Raw genomic sequence first — 18,443 nt, 5'->3', positions numbered from 1 at the left:
CTATCGGACCTGATATTTAGGAAAATCACATGGCATTTGAAACGATTAATCTAGGCACCCATCCAGCAGGCACGGGTGGCGATACAGCTCGCTCAGCCTTTGAAAAAACCAACCGTAACTTTTTGGCCGTAGAAGTACTCTCCTCAGCCATGTCACAAGCGCAGTTTGAAGCGAATCGTGCACAAAACAAAGAACGCTATGCAGCGAGTGGTTGGGTTAGCTTTGGTAATCATGAATCAGGCAAGCAAGTTAATGAATGCAAGCCTGGGCTTTATACCGCGCTTACTACACCAAACACCTTGCTTATTGGTAAAGCTGGCGGGGTGGGTGGGTCTAAAACAGATAATGCATCGGTACACATTGACGGTATAGTTTTCAACTTAACTAATCAATTTGTATTAACTCTGCCATCACACCCTACATCAACACTTCCAGAACGTATGGATATGTATGGTATTGAGGCAGAAAAGGTTGAGATAAGCGCAGCATCACCCAATGCCTATCAAGGCGGATTGCGTGGTGTTGGTGCAGCAGTAAACCTATTTACCGCGACAGATCAGCAGAAAAAAGATTTCTTCTCGGCCAATGCCAACACCACATATATCGGCACAGATGGAAAAATCTATCAGTGGCAGTTATACAAGGTTTCATTTTCAGGCACGACTGATGGCGTACCATCACCATCAGAACAGGGATATTCACTCAATGCTTTTGGCGATTTATGGCTGAAAGCAGGTAAAAACCTGCTCTATTTTGGCAATGTGCTGCGGTTAAATGATGGTGGTTATCATCCGTCATTTAACCCGCTAGGCGCAGCTAAATTTGTTGGTGATACTTTCTGGTATAACACTGCCGCAAGTATCACATCAAGAGCAGATTGCTTTAATCCTACAAAGCTGCTTGCTGGCTCTGGTTCTATTGCCACCGGAAAATCTGGACGCCCTGAGACTGGAGGACGCTATTTCGATGCTATTTATGCAGATGGTTTTGGCGGCGTATGTCGTGATATGCGCTACTCGGCTAATGGAGTTGAAAGCTTTGATTATGCAGGAGCAGCCCATAAAGTTTATAATGGTACTTATCGAGGTTTTGAATATTTATCATTTACCAAGGTTAATGATCCAGCCACACAATTAAACACCTTAATTAATGATGGTGCATTATATGTAAATGATTCAAATCAATGGAATATTGGTGATTATTTAACTTTTACATCAAGTAATGGTTCAAAAAAAGACGTTAAAATCTGGGCAAAAGGAAGCGGTGTTGGCGCTGGTGAAAATTGGATTAGATGGGATACTGCTTTATATGGATCTATTACAATCAACAAGGATGAAGTCATTTATCCAATTCAGCGGCGTGAGTTGCCTTATTATGCTGGCGGATCATTTTTAGCTACTGAAATAGCAGGAAGTGCTAATAATATATACTCAACACCTCAACTAAAAAATGGGTGGATAGGTGGTTTAGTTGTTAATGCGGCATCTGTATGGGAAATGTCAAGAAAAACCATTAAAGCAAGCGCTATACAGGTGTACTCACTAAACAATGGTTCTACTTGGAGTGTAGCAAATCTAAATATTGAAGGACCGACAAATGGTACTCCTGCTGGATCGGCTGAGTTGGTGTGGATTTCTCAATACCAAGCATTTGCAAAACAAACTGAAATCGCACCAAATGCTGTGTTAGCTGGCATAGTGCCATATAACGTATTTGCATCATCTGACTATCGTCCAGAAAGCGGTGCTTTACTTGGTGAGTCGTTAATCGGCAAGGTACTAAAAAACAATGCAGGCGTATCAGTTAATAATAAGTCGCTATTATCTTGCGCCATCGATGGATCAGGAAAATTAACCTCTGCATTAAATTTTGATGGAGTAACTCACCAAGCATTAACACTTGGAACGCCAGCAAATAATTCACCGGCATTTAAAGTGGTGAGCTATCTTGCCAACATCAACCAGCAAGCCGTTCCTCATTTCGCTTATACCGAGCTAAAACACAATGGCACTAACTGGGGTGACGATGGCAAGCAAGCCATTGTAGATAACCAATCAACCAAACCCAATGATAATGGTGTGACTGTATCAGTGGGAACGGCTCGCCTGCGTGAGCCGATTGGATGGTTTAAAAATAAGGTGTAACCATGGAAATGTTTTATGAAGAAGTCACCGCTGGCGATAACGGCGCGCAAACATTGCCAGAGAAAGTGATTAAGCAACGCCCTTACGCAGTATCACTCTATGATGTACTGCGAGTAGCTAGAATCCATGCCGCTAATCCAGCAATGCACCATGTGATCGATAAGTTTATCGAGTTGTACGCTGTCACGCTGCAATGGGATTGGTTCGAGCAGTATCAAGCATGGATTGCGCGTAAAGCAGATGCCGAGCTTAATGCGCCAGCGTTAACAATAGATGAGCAAGATCAGCAAGCGATTGAGCAGCCTTTATTTGCAGAGCCTGAGCCTGTTCGCCCTGAACTTAAAACGATTGAGCAATATCGCGCTGAGATATTGATAGATGGCATCAGCATTGATGAATACCTATTTCGCACTCAACGTGCCGCGGCAGTTAATTCGATTACTGTTGAGGTTGATGGGCTGGTGTTTGATGGTGACGAACAATCACAACGCCGTATGTTGGCCGCAATACATGCCTCTGAGGATGCTGGGATTAATTCAACCATTTGGCGTTTAGCAGATAACACTGAAACAGCCGTTACCGTTGATCAAATTCGCCAGGCGCACAGCTTAGCGATTATCGAGCAAGGCAAACTATGGACCAAAGGTGCAGCCGATGCTTAGTGCTGATATTCAAACCCTAGAACCGGGCAATGAGATTATTCTCTATGAAATCGACGGTACCGCCTTTGGTGCGGATATCCTGCGCTTTCATGCTCACAATATCCCATACTCAGAAACCGATCTTAATCAGCCCAATTTACCCGCGCGGATTATCCATTGGCAAGGCGAGCAATACAGCGCATGGCCAGCGCAGTTAGAAGGGGTTGAAGTTAACTCCGATGGCTCGCCAAGTACGCCAACCCTAACTGTGGCAAATATCGATGGCAGTATTAGCGCCTTGTGCCTGTATTTTCAGAATATGGAGCAAGCCAAGGTAACAATACACCGCACGTTGGCAAAATATCTCGATGCGGCCAACTTCCACACTGGCAATAGTGAAGCAGATCCAACCCAAGAAGCGGTTGAGATTTGGTATGTAGATAAAAAGGTCAACGAGGATAATGTCGCCGTTACCTTTGAGCTGTCAAACCCAGCCGACCTTTCAGGTTATAAAATCGGTAGGCAAATGACCGCCTATTGTTATTGGTGCCAACGTGGCGAATATCGCGGCGCGGATTGTGGCTACACGGGCGAGGCCATGTTTACCGACGAAGATCAGCCAACTGATAACCCAGCACTAGACCAGTGCTCAGGCACAATCAAAGGCTGCACCTTACGCTTTGGCGAAAATAACGAATTACCCCACGGCGGCTTCCCAAGCGTGCGGCTAATACGTTAAAAGCATTTTCCCGCCGTCAGCAAAATGGTCTAACACACTAAGCAGGTCCCTATGCACCAAACCATTTTACATGCCTTCAGTCAGCATGCGGCCAGTTGCTACCCTAACGAATGTTGTGGGCTGCTTATCCGGCAGGGCAATAAAGCGCAGTATGTGAAGTGCGAAAATAAGGCGACTAACAAGGCCGATGAATTTGTGATTGATCCGCAGCAATATGCTGATATTGAAGAGTTAGGTGCAATCATTGGCATCTGCCACAGCCACCCAGACGCTAGCAGCAAACCCAGTGATCGCGATCGCGCCATGTGTGAAGCCAGTGGCTTACCTTGGCATATCCTCAGTTGGCCTGATGGCGACTTACGCACCATAGTGCCAACGGGTGAGCGTAAATCACTGCTAAACCGTCCGTTTGTCCATGGTGTTTGGGATTGCTATAGCTGCGTGCGCGATTGGTACAGTGAGGTGCAACAAATCCATTTGCCAGACTTCGCACGGCAAGACGGTTGGTGGGAAGGCGAGCAAGAGCTATACCTCGACAACTTTGCCAAGGCTGGATTTGTAGCGCTGCCAAATATCAACCTAGCCGATCTGCAAATCGGCGATGTTTTCTTAATGCAAATCCAAAGTCAGCGGGTAAACCACGCCGCCGTTTATGTTGGCGAAGGCAAAATACTGCATCACCTCTATGGACGCCTTAGCCGTTACGATATTTACGGTGGATACTGGCAGCGCAACACCCGCTTGATTGTGCGCCATTGCCAATAAACTGAATGATTGAATTTAAGCCACCAAATCGGTGGCTTTTTTATTTCTATAAAACTGTTAATCACTTGCTTAAGGAGGCGATATGCCAAGCAAAGAGATAAAAACCATAGGCACCGATGAATATGTATCAGTTAACCAGCTTTACAATATTCCTGTCGGTACCGCCTTTAATATTCAAGTGCAGTTTATGTATGGTGTTCGTGCGCACTTTGGCGCATCAAAGCCGCCAGTTGAAACCGTCGCTTATCGCATCATACCCGCACTATTAACCGAACTCTATTATGTCGAACAAGGCAGCGAAGAGTTGTTTTTACTGGGCCATGCTGCCCCAGCACACATCCAAGTTGAGGTGTGATCATGGGCGGATCATTTGGGAAAAAAGGCGCGAGTAGCGCCACAGCTGCGCAAGTTCCGTTGGCGACAGAAACCACCCCAGGCTTAATGAGCCCATCAGAAAAGTTAAAACTAAGCACTTTAACAACTTCCATAGCCACCTCAGATTTTTACGCCTCGTATGACTTTATGATGCACAGCATAGGTTTGACATCGGCTAACAATATCAGCCTGCTATCAACTGGCAATATCTCATTACAAAACATCCTCAGCGAAGGCAATCATTTCGGTGTGCAACCCATTGTGTCAAGCACCACAGCAAACGCCAGTTTTCTCGCTGGTATGTTAATGGCCATATTCCCAAAGGAGTCCGAACTAGAAGTTACAGTATATTTTAAGACACCTTCGGCATTTAACCCTGCGCAATTAACAGTCATCGGTTCAACAAGTATCGGGTTAGGTATTAGCGACCGCAGTGGGTTGATTATTGAAAACGGTAATGCATTTGGCGGGATAGTAAAAGCAAGTGCTGCAACTGAAACTGGCTCAACTTACGCCCTATCAACATCAACGTGGTACATCTGCAAATTCAAAATGCTCACTGACGATCGCTTTAAAGTGACCTTGTACAGCGACAGTGGCACCCAGCTTTATAGCTACACCAGCACTGCGGCAATGTTCAGGGCAGATAACGCCACTGCGCATATTGGATTCAAAACCCAATGTAAAACAGCAACCGCCGGAATAAGCCTCATATCAATCGATCTTATCGAGTTTAAAGCCAAGGTATCAGCTACAAGAGCCAAGGTTTAACACTTATTTAAATCAAGTCAATGTAACGCAGGGGTAATCATGTTTAAAAGAAATGTAAAACAAACAATCAACGCAGGTGTGAATTATCTCACGCTCCCAGTTGGTACACACAAAACAGCCGATATTGCTGTGCAAAGTGACGGGGAAGGGTTTCCGCTAAAGTTTACGCATAACGCATCAAACCCTCGCAGACTAGATTTTCCTAGCGCATCCCAACAGCGCAAAGTGATAATTTCAATAACACAGGAGTACCCATTCAACCAAGACCATATTCAGAAATTTGCACCACGCCCATTCACCTTCAACCAATCTTATTTAGCTGGTGAAATGGTCACTGCATATGGTGGGTTATATATTTGTGACCGCGATTATGTGATAGGCGGTGTCGGTTCACCTTTCTCAATACGTGACCTTCGCCCGTTATCATACCCTGTGGGTGCAATTCAGTATTCACCATTGGACACATTGGGTGAAGGCTGGCACCGTTGCGATGGTACTACAATCAATGCACCTCAGAGCCTCTTGCATGGCTACGGTTCCCCTGACTTGCGGGATAAATACGCCACTGGCGGTTATTACAATAATAATATTTCCGTTGGTGGTTCCATGGGTCGTTACATTGGTTCCAATAGTGTAATGATGGATGTTCGTCACTTACCAAACAACAACTTCAATGTGAACATTTCTCGTGACCCTTCTAAAGTTGCGTACCTGAATACAAGCTTGCTATTACCGACAGATACAAACGGTGATCCAGATGGCGCAACAGATACCAATGGTAATTACCCTCGCGCATATTGGAGAGGACGTGAGTGGTTCAATAATGCACTCGTACAAATACCGGAACATGGTCACTCGGCATCGGTTCAGCTTAACTCACAAACACAACTAGCCATGGACAACCGTCCATCATCTACCGTACTCAATGCTTTTATTCGTCTATAAGGTCACCAGAAATGAATTACACAACAGAGTTTAAATTGGGTACAGATGGGCTTGATGTTGTACCAGGTGCAACTAATACATTTGAAATGCCAGAAGGTGTAATCCCATCTGCTAATGCAACAGTATATTTTTATTCAGGTGGAATGCCTGAATCAGCAACTGCGAATTACACTGGTGCGGGTAATTTATGGTCGTTTACGTCAACCAATGGTATTGATAGCTCTGCAGGTGCAATCCGTGTTGAGATAACACAGGGTCGAAATTTCGGTGATGACCCCGGTCTAGTTACCGCTACTGCAACAACTAGAGCGTGGAATGAGCCACCCTTGGTGACTGTTGACCAGTCAGTATCAGGTGAAACCAAGTTTGCGTTTAGTATCCCTGTTGGTAAACCCGGTAATGATGGTATTTCCGCCTACGCACAAGCACATGCTCAAGGGTTTAATGGATCGGTTGATGATTGGTTAGAGTCACTTCGCGGTGCTAATGGTAAATCTGCTTACGAATTAGCAGTTACCCAAGGGTTCCAAGGTTCTTCAGCTGATTGGCTCAATAGTCTGAAAGGTGCGACTGGTAAATCAGCATATGAAGTAGCAGTTGCCCAAGGGTTTACTGGGGCACTGGCCGAGTGGGTGGAATCACTAAAAGGTGTGGCTGGTAAATCAGCATATGATATTGCTTTAGATGCAGGATATAAAGGGTCTCATTTAGACTGGCTAAACAGCCTGAAAGGTGGGAAAGGTGATAAAGGCGATCATGGTAAGTCTGCTTATCAGGTTGCATTTGATGCTGGCTTCTCTGGTACAGAAGCCGAATGGCTCGAATCGTTAAAAGCACCATCAGCCCCTGCTGTTGGTGGCTATAAAGAGTTAGCAAACGGGGTACTCTGGTATTGCCGCCCACGTTACAACACAGGTCGTTGCACTGTACCTGATACTGGCTGGGGTGCTTACGACTATGAGACTGCGGAGCATACAACCAAGTTCGTCATTGAAGATGGTTTGTTTGAAGACCATGGCTGCTATGTTGTACCAGATGCATCTAACCTACCCACCGATGATTTACGCCTGCGCATGACCCGTGGAGTTAATCGCGGTATACATCATGCAGGTCGCATGACTAATCGGTCTGACTTAGTACCTCCGTACTCTGCAACGACAAGTTATTTTATAGATCGCTGGGCGGCTAAGTTCTACGGTTGGTATTATGTGATGTTATCACCACAAGAATCAGCACAATTCCTTGCGGATACCGACCTTGAGAAGATTGAAGTTGACGTGCAGCCTGTTACGTTCAGTGGTGTTGATGTTACTAACTGGGCGCCTGGTGGGACGGAAACCTATTTCTTAGCCAAGGAGCAAGGGCTATTGGTTCCTATCTATAAGGGTGCATCTCGTCACACTGTTAGTGCTACAGGTGAGACGATTGTGGCGCTGTGGTTCCGAGTAGGGGTGTATACCCACCGCAGTAATATAGGTTCAGACAATCATTCGTTTGACGGCATTAACGGTGAGCCTGACGGCTGGAATTTACATGATGTTGATGTCAAGTTCTGGTCAACTAATGTGGCTCAAGGTATGAAGTTCAGCGCAAAAATCAGAAATTAGAAATGGATAAGGCCAAGGATGGCCAGCTATTGCATATTTGCCAGACTTTTAGCGCCAAGACGGCTGGTTGGAAGGCGAGCAAGAGCTATACCTCGATAAATTTGCCAAAGCTGGATTTGTGGTGCTGCCAAATATCAACCTAGCAGATCTACAAATTGGCGATGGCATCTTAATGCAAATCCAAAGTCAGCGAGTTAATCACGCCGCAGTTTATGTTGGCGAAGGCAAGATCCTGCATCATCTATATGGACGCCTTAGCCGCCATGATATTTACGGTGGATACTGGCAGCGCAATACCCGCTTGATTGTGCGTTACGCAGGATAAAACGGCTAAAAACTTTACAGTATGTTAGGTCGTTGGCATAGTGGTGATGCTAAGTAATTTATTTAATAAGGAATTATATGAGAATAATTTTATTGTTTATATTGTGTTGCTGCTCATTTTTTCTAAGCTCACAAGAACTATGGAAAGGTGCAATGTACGGTGATAGTGCTGAAAAAATACTTAGTATGTATCCAAACAGCGTTGATCAAAAAATGACCGATGCGTCAGATATTAAAGATTTATCAAGAGTTATTTCTACTAAAATTGAGCTTGCAAAAAAGCCATTCAATGCAAGTTTTTATTTTAATAATTATGGTCTTAAACAAGTAATTCTGCACTCAGAAAGTTTGTTTGAAGATGTAGAAGCAAGTTCAATTGAGGATCTACTAACAAAATCGCTTGTTGAAAAATACGGGTATGCTTCTGAAACTGCAGACCCAATAGAAACATCACAAAAAAACAAGCAATTTTGGGCTAAGTGGGAAAAAGATTATCTAATCATAAAGTTCTTGTTTCAGCATGAAAAAAATAAAATGATGATCGGTTACAATCTGACAGCAGATGAAAGCGATAGGCTTGATAGGATTGCTGCAGAAAGACTACTTGAAGGAACAAGCGTAAGCAAAGAAGCTGAAAAGCTTTAATAAAATACCATTCAAAATAAGCCACCCAATCGGTGGCTTTTTTATTGCCTCAAATTCATGTTTTCGCGGAAACACCATGAGCACACATACCACTATCAAACTATCAGGATCATTAGCTTCTAGGTTTGGCCGAGTTCACCAGCGCTTACTCGAAACGGGGACCACAACCGAAGCTTTTAGCGCGTTAAAAAATACCCTTCAAGGATTTGAGTTATTTATCAAAGAACAGGCAAAGCTAGGCCTTCGCTATGCGATTTTTCGCAATGGACGCAATACCGGAATGGATGAATTTGAGTTAGCCGGTACCAATGAAATTCGCATTGTGCCTGTTATTAGCGGCAGTAAGCGTGGTGGCATTCTGCAGACGATTTTAGGCGCAGTGATGATCGTTGTTGGGGCTTATTTTGGCCAAGGGTGGCTAGTTCAGGCTGGCGTGGGTTTAGTCGCTGGTGGCGTAGTGCAAATGCTATCACCGCAAGCAAAAGGACTAAATGGCAGAGAAGCTGCTGAGAACGCCCCAAGCTATGCCTTTGGTGGTGCGGTAAATACCACTGCTGCTGGTAATCCTGTTGGTATTGGTTACGGCAAGCGCCGCATTGGTGGCGCCATTATTAGTGCAGGCATTTATGCAGAAGACATCGCAACCAGCAAGCGCCCAATTCAATCCGGTGGCGGTAATGGCAACGGCAATCAACAGGAGCCTTAACTGAATGGGTATTCCAGCATTAAATCAAAAACTCGTTATCCATGGCGCGAAAGCAGGTGAGAGCGAGCAGCGTACTCCGGTTGAATCGCCTGATGATCTGCGCTCAATTGCCAAAGCTAAAATCTTGCTGGCGATCGGAGAAGGTGAATTTGAGGGACAATTATCCGGCAAAAATGTATTTTTAGATGGCACTCCATTGCTTGATGCCAATGGCGCTGAAAACTTCCCAGGTGTGATTTGGGACTTTCGTCATGGCTCTGTGCATCAAACTTATATTCCTGGTGTCCCCGCAGTTGAAAACGAGGTTGCCTTAGGGATTGAATTAAAATCAGAGCAGCCTTACACCCGCGCCATCACAAACTCACTGCTCTCTGCTGTGCGGGTTCGCTTTCGCTGGCCAGCGCTGCAACAGCAATTAGATAACGGTGATGTAAACGGCTATCGCATTGAGTACGCCATTGATCTATCTACTAATGGCGGTAGCTATCAAACGGTATTAAGCACGGCGGTTGACGGCAAAACTACCCAGCCCTATGAGCGCAGCCACCGTATTGATTTACCTGCTGGTAACAGCTGGCAAATACGCATTCGCCGCCTCACGCCAAACCAAAACAACAACCGTGTGGCTGACTTAATGCAAATTGCGGCGATCACCGATGTAATTGACCGCAAACTAAAGTATCCAAATACGGCATTGTTGTACGTGGAATTTGATGCCAGCCAATTCCAGAATATCCCCGTGGTATCGTGCGAACCTTTTATGCGAAAAGTAAAGGTGCCAACAAACTACAATCCACTGACCCGCCAATATACTGGCGTGTGGGATGGTAGCTTTAAAATCGCATGGACAGATAACCCTGCTTGGGTGAGTTACGACATTATCCTTGATGATCGCTTTGGCACAGGAAAGCGCATCAATGCGTCGCTGGTGGACAAATGGGAGCTTTACCGGATTGCCCAGTATTGCGATCAGCTTGTACCAAACGGTAAAGGCGGCATGGAGCCTCGCTATATCTGCAATATCTACATTCAGCAAGCAACAGAAGCGTGGCAAGTGCTACGCGATTTGGCGTCTATCTACCGTGGCATGACGTACTGGTCAAACGGACAAATCTATTCTGTGGCCGATATGCCTCGCGATATGGATTTTATCTACACCAATGCCAACGTGATCGACGGCAAATTTAGCTATTCATCCAGTAGCGAAAAAGTGAAGTACACTCGCGCGTTAATTAGCTGGGATAACCCAGATAACGCCTATGAATCCGATGTTACCTCTGTATCAGATCAAGCATTACAGCGCCGATATGGCGACAATGTAGTCGAATTATCGGCATTAGGTTGCACTCGCGAATCAGAAGCGCAGCGCCGCGGTAAGTGGGCACTTTATACCAATAACAATGACCGCGCGGTTAATTTTAAAGTGGGCATGGATGGAAGCATTCCTTTACCTGGCTTTGTGATTGGAATTGCCGACCAATTGATTGCAGGTAGCCGCATTGGTGGGCGTATCTCGGCGGTTAACGGCAAACAAATCACTTTGGACCGCGCGACCACAATCGCAGTTAATGATCGCCTGATTATCAACTTACCCAGCGGCAAGGCTCAGGCGCGTACCATTGAGGCCGTTAATGGCCGAGTGGTAACGGTAACTACTGAATACAGCGAAACGCCATTACCACAGCTGTTATGGTCGGTTGAGTCAGACGAGCTAAAGCTACAGCAATTTAGAGTGCTGCGTGTCGCCAAAGCCAATAGTGATAGCATTGAGTACGAGATCACCGCAGTTGAGCATAACCCAAGCAAGTACCCATACATTGATACAGGCGCACGGCTAGAAGATCGGCCAATTAGCAAATTGCCTGTGGGTGCGCAGCAAGCACCAGCTACAGTGACAATCAGCCAATCAACATTTACTGAGCAAACACTGTCAGTCACGACTATGACAATTCAGTGGGCCACAGCCAAAAATGCAGTGGCTTACGAAGTGGAATGGCGCAAAGACTCAGGCGAGTGGGTTAAGCTGCCAAAAACTAGCGGCACCTCGGTTGATATTCGTGGCGTTTACACCGGGCAATATATTGCTCGAGTTCGCGCGATCAACTCTGTTGATGTGTCGTCAGTGCCTAAGTCCTCTGATCTGACCAATATCACGGGTAAAACTGGCTTGCCGCCAGCGGTAGCCTCGTTCACCACAACTCCTTTAGTGTTTGGTATTGCGTTAAATTGGTTATTCCCTGCTGGTGCAGAGGATACCTTGCGCACCGAAATTGAGTACGGCCCCAACAATAACGACAACGGTATGATCAAGTTAGGTGATTTTGCCTACCCCATAAACAGCCACACCATGACAGGCCTGAGCGCAGGGGTGAGTTTTTGGTTTAGAGCGCGTTTAGTTGACCGCACAGGCAACGTGGGACCATGGTCTAACTTTGTAAACGGCCAAAGCTCAACCGACCAAACCAAATATGATGAGTACTTCAGCGAGCGCATTACATCATCAGCACTTGGGCAAGAACTACTAGATGAAATTGAGCTAATCCCAGTCATTAAAGCCGAAACCGATAAAATCCCCGATATTGAAAACGATATTGCAGTTGCACAGAGCAAGATCGATCAAATGCAAGCGGATATCGCTGACATCGCTGGGGCGCCAGAGTGGGATAGCAATATCGCCTATTTTAGTGGGCAATTAGTAAAATATCAGGGCAAATTGTACTCGGCTAAGCAAGATGTGCCAGCAGGAACGCTACCAACAAACGCGACTTATTGGGAAAAAATAGGCGAGTACTCAACCATCGGTGAAGCGCTTGCCGCATTAACTGTGCGAGTGGATACAGTTGAAACATCAATTGAAGAGATTGATGGCAAACTGACTGCTGAATCATCACGTATTGATGGAATTTTTGCTCAAGTTAATCCGCCATTGGCTGGCGATACTGGTTGGAATGCCGGATCAACCGTGGTATTTGCTGGCGTTTGGTCGGAGCAATATGCAAGAGCTGCCGCTGATGAGGCATTGGCAAAAAGTATTGAAACTGTTGCCGCTACCATTGATAAAAACGCGGCGGCAATCATCACTGAGCAAATGGCGAGAGCCACTGCAGATGAATCATTGGCAAAACAAATCATCAGTATTTCCGCAACGGTAAACGGCAATGCTGCATTAATTAAACAAGAGCAAACAGCGCGAGCAGATGCTGATAGCGCCTTAGGTCAACGTATCGACACAGTGCAGGCAACAACAGGGGCTAACACTGCCGCAATCCAGCAAGAGCAAACAGCGCGAGCAAATGCTGATAGCGCCTTAGGTCAACGTATCGACACGGTGCAGGCCACAACAGGGGCTAACACTGCCGCAATCCAGCAAGAGCAAACAGCGCGAGCAAATGCTGATAGCGCCTTAGGTCAACGTATCGACACAGTGCAGGCCACAACAGGGGCTAACACTGCAGCAATCCAACAAGAGCAAACCGCCCGTGCTAATGCCGACAGCGCATTAGGCCAACGCATAGATACCGTGCAGGCCACTGCAGGCGCTAACACTGCCGCTGTGCAGCAAACATCAACGGCGTTAGCTGAGTTAGACGGCAAGCTGCAAGCAATGTACTCGATCAAAGTTGGGGTAACTGCAGACGGTAAATATTACGGCGCAGGCATGGCAATCGGTGTGGAGAACACGCCAGAAGGCATGCAATCGCAAGTACTCTTTACTGCAGATAGATTTGCAATTGTGAATAAAATTACTGGAACATCAACTATCACTACGCCTTTTGCTGTCCAAGGTGGTCAGGTATTTATTAACAGCGCTGTTATTGGTGATGGCACAATCACCAACGCTAAGATCGGGGATTATATCGAATCAACAAACTATATTGCACAAAATACTGGCTGGAAACTGGATAAGTCCGGTGTATTTGAAATTAATGGAAACACTGCAGGCGAGGGACGAATGCAAATATCAAATAATCAAATAGATGTTTATGACAATAGCGGTAATTTAGTTTGCAGAATGGGTAAATTAACATGAGTTATGCTCTTGCTGTTTATAACGCTGGCAAAGAGGTGCTTTACGATGCGACACCATACAATTTGTTTTGGTGTTTACGTGTAAAGGACCTTTACCCAGGCGTTCACTCCGTCACGCTGCCATCTAATGGCGTTGGCGGTAAGCTTTCGTTCGTTTGGGGATTAGAGCGTAGCACTCCTGATCAAGAGGTTTCTTTAGGTAGCACTTTCAGAGTAAAAATAAACAGCCTGACTATCACAGGCAATACAGTCACATTTGAACTAGAGCAAGATGCATTTGGGGTAACCATAATCTTGCTTTCATTCTTTTACTCTCGGTGATTTATGTACGGTGTAGAAATTCGCAACAAGGACCTATCGCTATTTTTAGGTACCTATGAAACCACCTTCATGTATTGGGGTTACAAGGACGTAACTCATACCAATGGTACCGATACTTATATCGATCTGTTTGGTATTCCGGTTGGTTACGATATTCAAATTTATACCTACTGCAACACCCAAGGAGAGCAATACCCATATTTAAGAGCATTGCATGTGATCCTTGATGGCACAGGTAGCACATGGAGAGGCTTAGTTAGTTCTTGGATGTATTCCGGTACCGCAAGGATTTATGTCTTTGCCTCGGCTAAAGCAATTAATTTGCCGAAGTATGGCTTAGCCATTTATGACACTGCTGGAAATGTGCGCTTTCACAGCGCAAGGCCTCCGGTATCAATAAAACTGCTTGGAGAAGTAATTTATTCGCAAGGCCAGCACAGAACCAACTGCAGCTTTAAGCCAGCCTGCAAGCCAACCATTGCCAGAGTAGATTCTGAATACGCAGGAACGCCAGGGCAGTACTATGTTGAGTACTCTCGATTTAATGGGTTTTACAACAGTAGTGAGGGCGGCTATCAGCACGGATGGACACTACAAACGCAAGGGCCACGCGGTGGCCCTTCTCGTTATCAACCTGCAGATGTAATGAATTACGCTGTTATTGATGCGTCTTACTATGAGCAGTTCCCAAACTTGGGTAACTTCCCACAGTAGTTATTTACTGATAACGTTCAACTCAGAAATAGGGGTGTTGGGTGGATTATTGTAAATCGTCGCCAAAGCGCTATCAGCCAATGTGCTCTGAGATTTGAGCACTCGATAAGAGTCTTTATCGGTTCGATTTAAACCGAAGATCTTATAGGCCACCAAATCAAAAGTGACATTAGGGCAGGATGCCATGTCACCCACTTCAATTGTATATTGCCAATTACCCATAGGTATCGAAGTCAGACAGCCAACATTTGATGATTTAATGGTGATGTCCGCTTGCTCTATGCCATTTGAATATCGAATTATCTGATAACCGGCTACTTGCTCGATACGTTCTAATGACAACAAGATTTTGTCTATATCAGCAGAGTGAGACTCAACAGCGATAACCAGCGGCAAATCGGCATCACTTGGTCTAACCGTTTTCCCGTCAACTGCATTTGTGCTTGAAATCAAATTTTTGATATCTGCACCAGCATCATCATCCCCGCCACCACCGCATCCTGCGAGTGAAACCATTAAAGCCATCAGCGCTAAACGTTTCATAAAATCCTCACGAAATTTTTCTAATCATTAATTATGCAATTATCAATAAATTACATACCAATCAAACATTAAATTATCACAGTTTTTAATGTTCTGTTGTGTTTCATTTTCATTAAAATAGGGCTCACTGTACGACTAACTGCAATTAACGTATAATTACACCACTTTTGGAACTGTGTACATAGCTGTGTACATGCAAACAAAATATACAGAATGCGAGGTGACAAAATCCTTGTTTTCAAAAAGAATTTTATTGAAGATATAACTAATGAGTGAAAAATTGCAGAAAGTCTTGGCCCGTGCAGGCCATGGCTCCCGTCGTGAGATGGAGGCATGGATTGCTGCAGGCCGAGTTAGTATTGATGGCGTGATTGCCAATCTTGGCGATCGGATCGAAGCCGATGCAAAAGTACGTATCGATGGTCGAGCCATATCGCTTAAGTCCGCCGACGATGTGATTTGCCGCGTGCTGGCCTATCACAAACCCGAAGGTGAGATTTGTAGCCGTAAAGACCCTGAAGGTCGCCCAACTGTGTTTGACCGTTTGCCTAAAGTGCGTGATTCGCGCTGGGTTGCGGTAGGCCGTCTGGATATCAACACTTCAGGCCTATTGCTGTTTACCTCTGATGGTGAATTGGCAAACCGTTTGATGCATCCGTCTAACGAAGTTGAACGTGAATACGCAGTGCGTACCTTTGGTGAAGTGCCAGAGGCTGCGGTACAACGTCTGCGAACTGGCGTAATGTTAGAAGATGGTATGGCGCAATTTGATGCCATTAAAGCTGCGGGTGGTGAAGGCATGAACCAATGGTGGCACGTGTGTTTACGTGAAGGTCGTAACCGCGAAGTACGCCGTTTATGGGAATCACAAGAGGTGCAGGTTAGCCGTCTTATCCGTGTGCGCTACGGTATGGTGGAATTACCTAAATCCTTACCTCGTGGTGGCTGGATTGAATTGCCGATAGAACAAGTTAACTATCTGCGTCAACTGGCGGGCCTTGAGCCTGAAACTCGCACTATGCTGGCTGCTGATAAACACAGCGTGGCCCGTGCACAGGTGAAGAGCGCTAAAATTCGCCGCGCGGTGCGTAAGCATAAAGTCACAGCAACGCCTAAAGCTAAGCCGACACGTCAGCGCAGTTAATATCATTCGAGTGATGTTTAGTTTCTCAGTTAAAAGGCCGCTTGCGGCCTTTTTTGCTTTCTGTAGCTGGTGGTTATGCTATAACAAGCCTATCGATGACGAGGAGATAAGCGATGGAGCTAGTATCAGTCAAGCGAATTTGGGAGCAAGGTGAGCATAATGCCTTTACCGATCTGGTGTTATACCAAGGGACATTATTTTGTGTGTTTCGAGAAGGCTCAGCCCACGTGTCTCCCGATGGTGCATTACGTATTCTTCGCTCCCATGATGCAGGGGAAACTTGGCAAAGTGTGGCGCTGCTGACTTCGGCTCATGCTGATTTACGGGATGGCAAATTAATTGAATTTCGAGGTGAGTTGTTGCTATTGGGTGGCGGTACTCAGCACGATAAATCAGGTTTACAGTCCTATCTTTGGCGCTCAAAGGATGGCGTACATTGGTCCGAACCACAGGCGGTAGCTGATAAAGGTTACTGGTTATGGCGTTTAACTGAGCATCAAGATGCACTCTATGGTGTGGGGTATCGAGCGGGGCCTGATGGGGATACACGCTTATATAAAAGTGATGACAGTGTCGAATTTACGCCTTGGATGCCTGTTTTTAACAATCAGGGCTACGTGAATGAAAGTTCGCTTGTATTTCACCAGGGGAGTTGTTTTTGTTTATTAAGGCGCGATCCCGTGTGGAGTGACGAGTTTTTAGGTTTACTGGGTCACAGCTTGTCACCTTTCAAGCAATGGACTTGGCAAACACTCGATAAACGTATCGGTGGGCCAGTGCTGTTTGTCTATCAATCCCGTTTGATGGCGGTAGTGCGTTTATATGAAGGCGATATCCGCACTGCACTGGTCGAGATTAACCAGGATACAGGCCAGCTCCATGAGTGGCTGACGTTACCTTCCCAAGGGGACACCAGTTATGCAGGTATTGTGCTTGATGGTGACGATCTTTTAGTCAGTTATTACTCCAGCCATGAGCAGGCAATGGTTTCTGATTTGGAGAGAAGTGATACTCAGGACGATAAAGCGCAAGATAAGTTTAAAACCATGATTTACTTTGCCAAAATCAAGCTTGGTCAGAATTAAAAAGAAGGGAGCAATAAGCTCCCTTCTTTTTAGATTAATTCTGTCTCAAAGCTAATGCACTGAAAACGCGATATTTTAAAACAAGCAGCAATTATTGGGCGTTAAATTGTTGACCATTAATCTCGCTAGAATCCTGTCCCATCAAATACAGATAGGTTGGCATAATCTCTTCAGGTGTTTTCAAATCGAATGGATTTTCAGCTGGATAGGCCTTGGCACGCATTTCAGTGCGCGTTGCTCCTGGGTTGATGCTGTTAACGCGTACTGAAGTACCATCGCATTCGTGGGCGAGTACCTGCATCATGCCTTCGGTAGCAAATTTTGAGAAGGCATAAGGGCCCCAGTAGGCGCGGCCCTGACGACCGACACTGCTTGAGGTAAAGATAATCGAGGCGTTAGGGGCTTGACGCAGCACAGGCAGTAATGCCTTGGTCAACATCACTTGCGCGGTGACATTGACTTTAAGAACATCTTCAAGCGAAGGAATATCAATATGTTCAAACGGACCTAGGGCGCCAAGTAAGCTGGCATTATGCAGTAAACCATCTAAATGGCCGAACTGTTCGCTGATTGTGTCAGCCATATCGCGGTAGTTCTGTTCGGTTGCCCCCTTTAAATCCAGCGGCACAATGGCTGGTGTCGGATAACCCGCTAGCTCGATAACATCGTAAACGGCTTCGAGTTTTTTGACCGTTTTACCGAGTAAAATCACGGTGGCACCGTGCTTGGCAAATTCGATAGCTGCCGCACGACCAATGCCAGCTCCTGCGCCAGTGACCAGAATTGTTTTACCTTTGAGTAAATCTTTTGCTGCTTGATATTCCAACATGAGCCTTTTATTCCTCTTGGCGAAAATGCCCGCCACTTCTAGAGTCGCCGAACTGCTAAACGCATGTTTCAAACAAATGAATGAAACTTTGTTATGGGTAGCAAAAATGTTTGTGA

At 45.6% G+C, this 18,443-nt stretch carries 17 protein-coding genes; 15 read left to right on the top strand and 2 right to left on the bottom strand.

Annotated features, from left to right (window positions below; all coding sequences use genetic code 11):
- The first annotated feature begins 29 nt into the window (after positions 1–29).
- From SO_RS13690 to SO_RS13630, 13 genes are all read left to right on the top strand, one after another.
- On the top strand, positions 30–2,144 hold the full coding sequence (locus tag SO_RS13690) for a Lambda phage protein of known function (protein WP_011072855.1): 2,115 nt from the start codon (positions 30–32) through the stop codon (positions 2,142–2,144).
- Positions 2,145–2,146: 2 nt separating this feature from the next.
- Positions 2,147–2,806, top strand: a complete 660-nt coding sequence (locus SO_RS13685) for a DUF4376 domain-containing protein (protein WP_011072854.1) — start codon at positions 2,147–2,149, stop codon at positions 2,804–2,806.
- Positions 2,799–3,524 (top strand): phage minor tail protein L, encoded by a 726-nt coding sequence (locus SO_RS13680; RefSeq protein ID WP_011072853.1) that lies wholly within the window; start codon positions 2,799–2,801, stop codon positions 3,522–3,524. The genes SO_RS13685 and SO_RS13680 overlap by 8 nt, the downstream gene beginning before the upstream one ends.
- A gap of 51 nt (positions 3,525–3,575) precedes the next feature.
- Complete coding sequence (locus SO_RS13675) at positions 3,576–4,289, top strand: C40 family peptidase (RefSeq protein WP_011072852.1); 714 nt, start codon at positions 3,576–3,578, stop codon at positions 4,287–4,289.
- Between the two features lie 82 nt (positions 4,290–4,371).
- A complete protein-coding gene (locus SO_RS13670; protein WP_011072851.1) occupies positions 4,372–4,644 on the top strand; it encodes a Lambda phage protein of known function in 273 nt (90 codons plus the stop codon).
- A 2-nt stretch (positions 4,645–4,646) separates the two neighbouring features.
- Complete coding sequence (locus SO_RS13665; RefSeq protein ID WP_011072850.1) at positions 4,647–5,435, top strand: Lambda phage protein with carbohydrate-binding module; 789 nt, start codon at positions 4,647–4,649, stop codon at positions 5,433–5,435.
- A 39-nt stretch (positions 5,436–5,474) separates the two neighbouring features.
- Positions 5,475–6,380 (top strand): Lambda phage tail fiber protein, encoded by a 906-nt coding sequence (locus SO_RS13660; RefSeq protein ID WP_011072849.1) that lies wholly within the window; start codon positions 5,475–5,477, stop codon positions 6,378–6,380.
- A gap of 11 nt (positions 6,381–6,391) precedes the next feature.
- Positions 6,392–7,987 carry a Lambda phage structural protein gene (locus SO_RS23090; RefSeq protein WP_011072848.1) on the top strand — a complete coding sequence of 532 codons (1,596 nt, stop codon included), beginning with the start codon at positions 6,392–6,394 and terminating at the stop codon, positions 7,985–7,987.
- A 67-nt stretch (positions 7,988–8,054) separates the two neighbouring features.
- Positions 8,055–8,312 carry an NlpC/P60 family protein gene (locus SO_RS13650; RefSeq protein WP_238560487.1) on the top strand — a complete coding sequence of 86 codons (258 nt, stop codon included), beginning with the start codon at positions 8,055–8,057 and terminating at the stop codon, positions 8,310–8,312.
- A gap of 77 nt (positions 8,313–8,389) precedes the next feature.
- Positions 8,390–8,956 (top strand): Lambda phage transcriptional regulator, encoded by a 567-nt coding sequence (locus SO_RS13645; protein WP_011072847.1) that lies wholly within the window; start codon positions 8,390–8,392, stop codon positions 8,954–8,956.
- 76 nt (positions 8,957–9,032) lie between these two features.
- A complete protein-coding gene (locus tag SO_RS13640; protein ID WP_011072846.1) occupies positions 9,033–9,662 on the top strand; it encodes a tail assembly protein in 630 nt (209 codons plus the stop codon).
- A 4-nt stretch (positions 9,663–9,666) separates the two neighbouring features.
- Positions 9,667–13,692, top strand: coding sequence for a phage tail tip fiber protein (locus SO_RS13635; protein ID WP_011072845.1), 4,026 nt, complete (start codon positions 9,667–9,669; stop codon positions 13,690–13,692).
- Between the two features lie 323 nt (positions 13,693–14,015).
- Complete coding sequence (locus SO_RS13630) at positions 14,016–14,726, top strand: hypothetical protein (protein ID WP_011072843.1); 711 nt, start codon at positions 14,016–14,018, stop codon at positions 14,724–14,726.
- Here SO_RS13630 and SO_RS13625 read toward each other — a convergent pair whose 3' ends face one another.
- Positions 14,727–15,269, bottom strand: coding sequence for a hypothetical protein (locus tag SO_RS13625; RefSeq protein WP_011072842.1), 543 nt, complete (start codon positions 15,267–15,269; stop codon positions 14,727–14,729). It lies immediately after the preceding gene.
- A gap of 268 nt (positions 15,270–15,537) precedes the next feature.
- Between SO_RS13625 and rluB the strand changes: the two genes are divergently transcribed.
- Both rluB and SO_RS13615 read left to right on the top strand, forming a co-directional pair.
- Positions 15,538–16,413, top strand: coding sequence for a 23S rRNA pseudouridine(2605) synthase RluB (gene rluB / locus SO_RS13620; RefSeq protein WP_011072841.1), 876 nt, complete (start codon positions 15,538–15,540; stop codon positions 16,411–16,413).
- Positions 16,414–16,526: 113 nt separating this feature from the next.
- Positions 16,527–17,498, top strand: coding sequence for a sialidase family protein (locus SO_RS13615; protein WP_011072840.1), 972 nt, complete (start codon positions 16,527–16,529; stop codon positions 17,496–17,498).
- A gap of 91 nt (positions 17,499–17,589) precedes the next feature.
- Here SO_RS13615 and SO_RS13610 read toward each other — a convergent pair whose 3' ends face one another.
- Positions 17,590–18,327 (bottom strand): YciK family oxidoreductase, encoded by a 738-nt coding sequence (locus tag SO_RS13610; RefSeq protein ID WP_011072839.1) that lies wholly within the window; start codon positions 18,325–18,327, stop codon positions 17,590–17,592.
- Positions 18,328–18,443: the final 116 nt, after the last annotated feature.

It is taken from the genome of Shewanella oneidensis MR-1 (genome assembly GCF_000146165.2).
Classification (GTDB): Bacteria; Pseudomonadota; Gammaproteobacteria; order Enterobacterales; family Shewanellaceae; genus Shewanella; species Shewanella oneidensis.
The sequence above is the reverse complement of the archived record's forward strand: the minus strand, read 5'-3'. Positions and strand labels throughout refer to the sequence as shown.

Excerpts from the sequence above, each read along its gene's own strand:
- SO_RS13625 (WP_011072842.1), bottom strand. The coding sequence starts at position 15,269 with ATGAAACGTTTAGCGCTGATGGCTTTAATGGTTTCACTCGCAGGATGC.
- SO_RS13610 (WP_011072839.1), bottom strand. The coding sequence starts at position 18,327 with ATGTTGGAATATCAAGCAGCAAAAGATTTACTCAAAGGTAAAACAATT.
- SO_RS13630 (WP_011072843.1), top strand. The coding sequence starts at position 14,016 with ATGTACGGTGTAGAAATTCGCAACAAGGACCTATCGCTATTTTTAGGT.
- SO_RS13680 (WP_011072853.1), top strand. The coding sequence starts at position 2,799 with ATGCTTAGTGCTGATATTCAAACCCTAGAACCGGGCAATGAGATTATT.
- SO_RS13675 (WP_011072852.1), top strand. The coding sequence starts at position 3,576 with ATGCACCAAACCATTTTACATGCCTTCAGTCAGCATGCGGCCAGTTGC.
- SO_RS13640 (WP_011072846.1), top strand. The coding sequence starts at position 9,033 with ATGAGCACACATACCACTATCAAACTATCAGGATCATTAGCTTCTAGG.
- rluB (WP_011072841.1), top strand. The coding sequence starts at position 15,538 with ATGAGTGAAAAATTGCAGAAAGTCTTGGCCCGTGCAGGCCATGGCTCC.
- SO_RS13660 (WP_011072849.1), top strand. The coding sequence starts at position 5,475 with ATGTTTAAAAGAAATGTAAAACAAACAATCAACGCAGGTGTGAATTAT.
- SO_RS23090 (WP_011072848.1), top strand. The coding sequence starts at position 6,392 with ATGAATTACACAACAGAGTTTAAATTGGGTACAGATGGGCTTGATGTT.
- SO_RS13645 (WP_011072847.1), top strand. The coding sequence starts at position 8,390 with ATGAGAATAATTTTATTGTTTATATTGTGTTGCTGCTCATTTTTTCTA.
- SO_RS13685 (WP_011072854.1), top strand. The coding sequence starts at position 2,147 with ATGGAAATGTTTTATGAAGAAGTCACCGCTGGCGATAACGGCGCGCAA.
- SO_RS13635 (WP_011072845.1), top strand. The coding sequence starts at position 9,667 with ATGGGTATTCCAGCATTAAATCAAAAACTCGTTATCCATGGCGCGAAA.
- SO_RS13670 (WP_011072851.1), top strand. The coding sequence starts at position 4,372 with ATGCCAAGCAAAGAGATAAAAACCATAGGCACCGATGAATATGTATCA.
- SO_RS13615 (WP_011072840.1), top strand. The coding sequence starts at position 16,527 with ATGGAGCTAGTATCAGTCAAGCGAATTTGGGAGCAAGGTGAGCATAAT.
- SO_RS13665 (WP_011072850.1), top strand. The coding sequence starts at position 4,647 with ATGGGCGGATCATTTGGGAAAAAAGGCGCGAGTAGCGCCACAGCTGCG.
- SO_RS13690 (WP_011072855.1), top strand. The coding sequence starts at position 30 with ATGGCATTTGAAACGATTAATCTAGGCACCCATCCAGCAGGCACGGGT.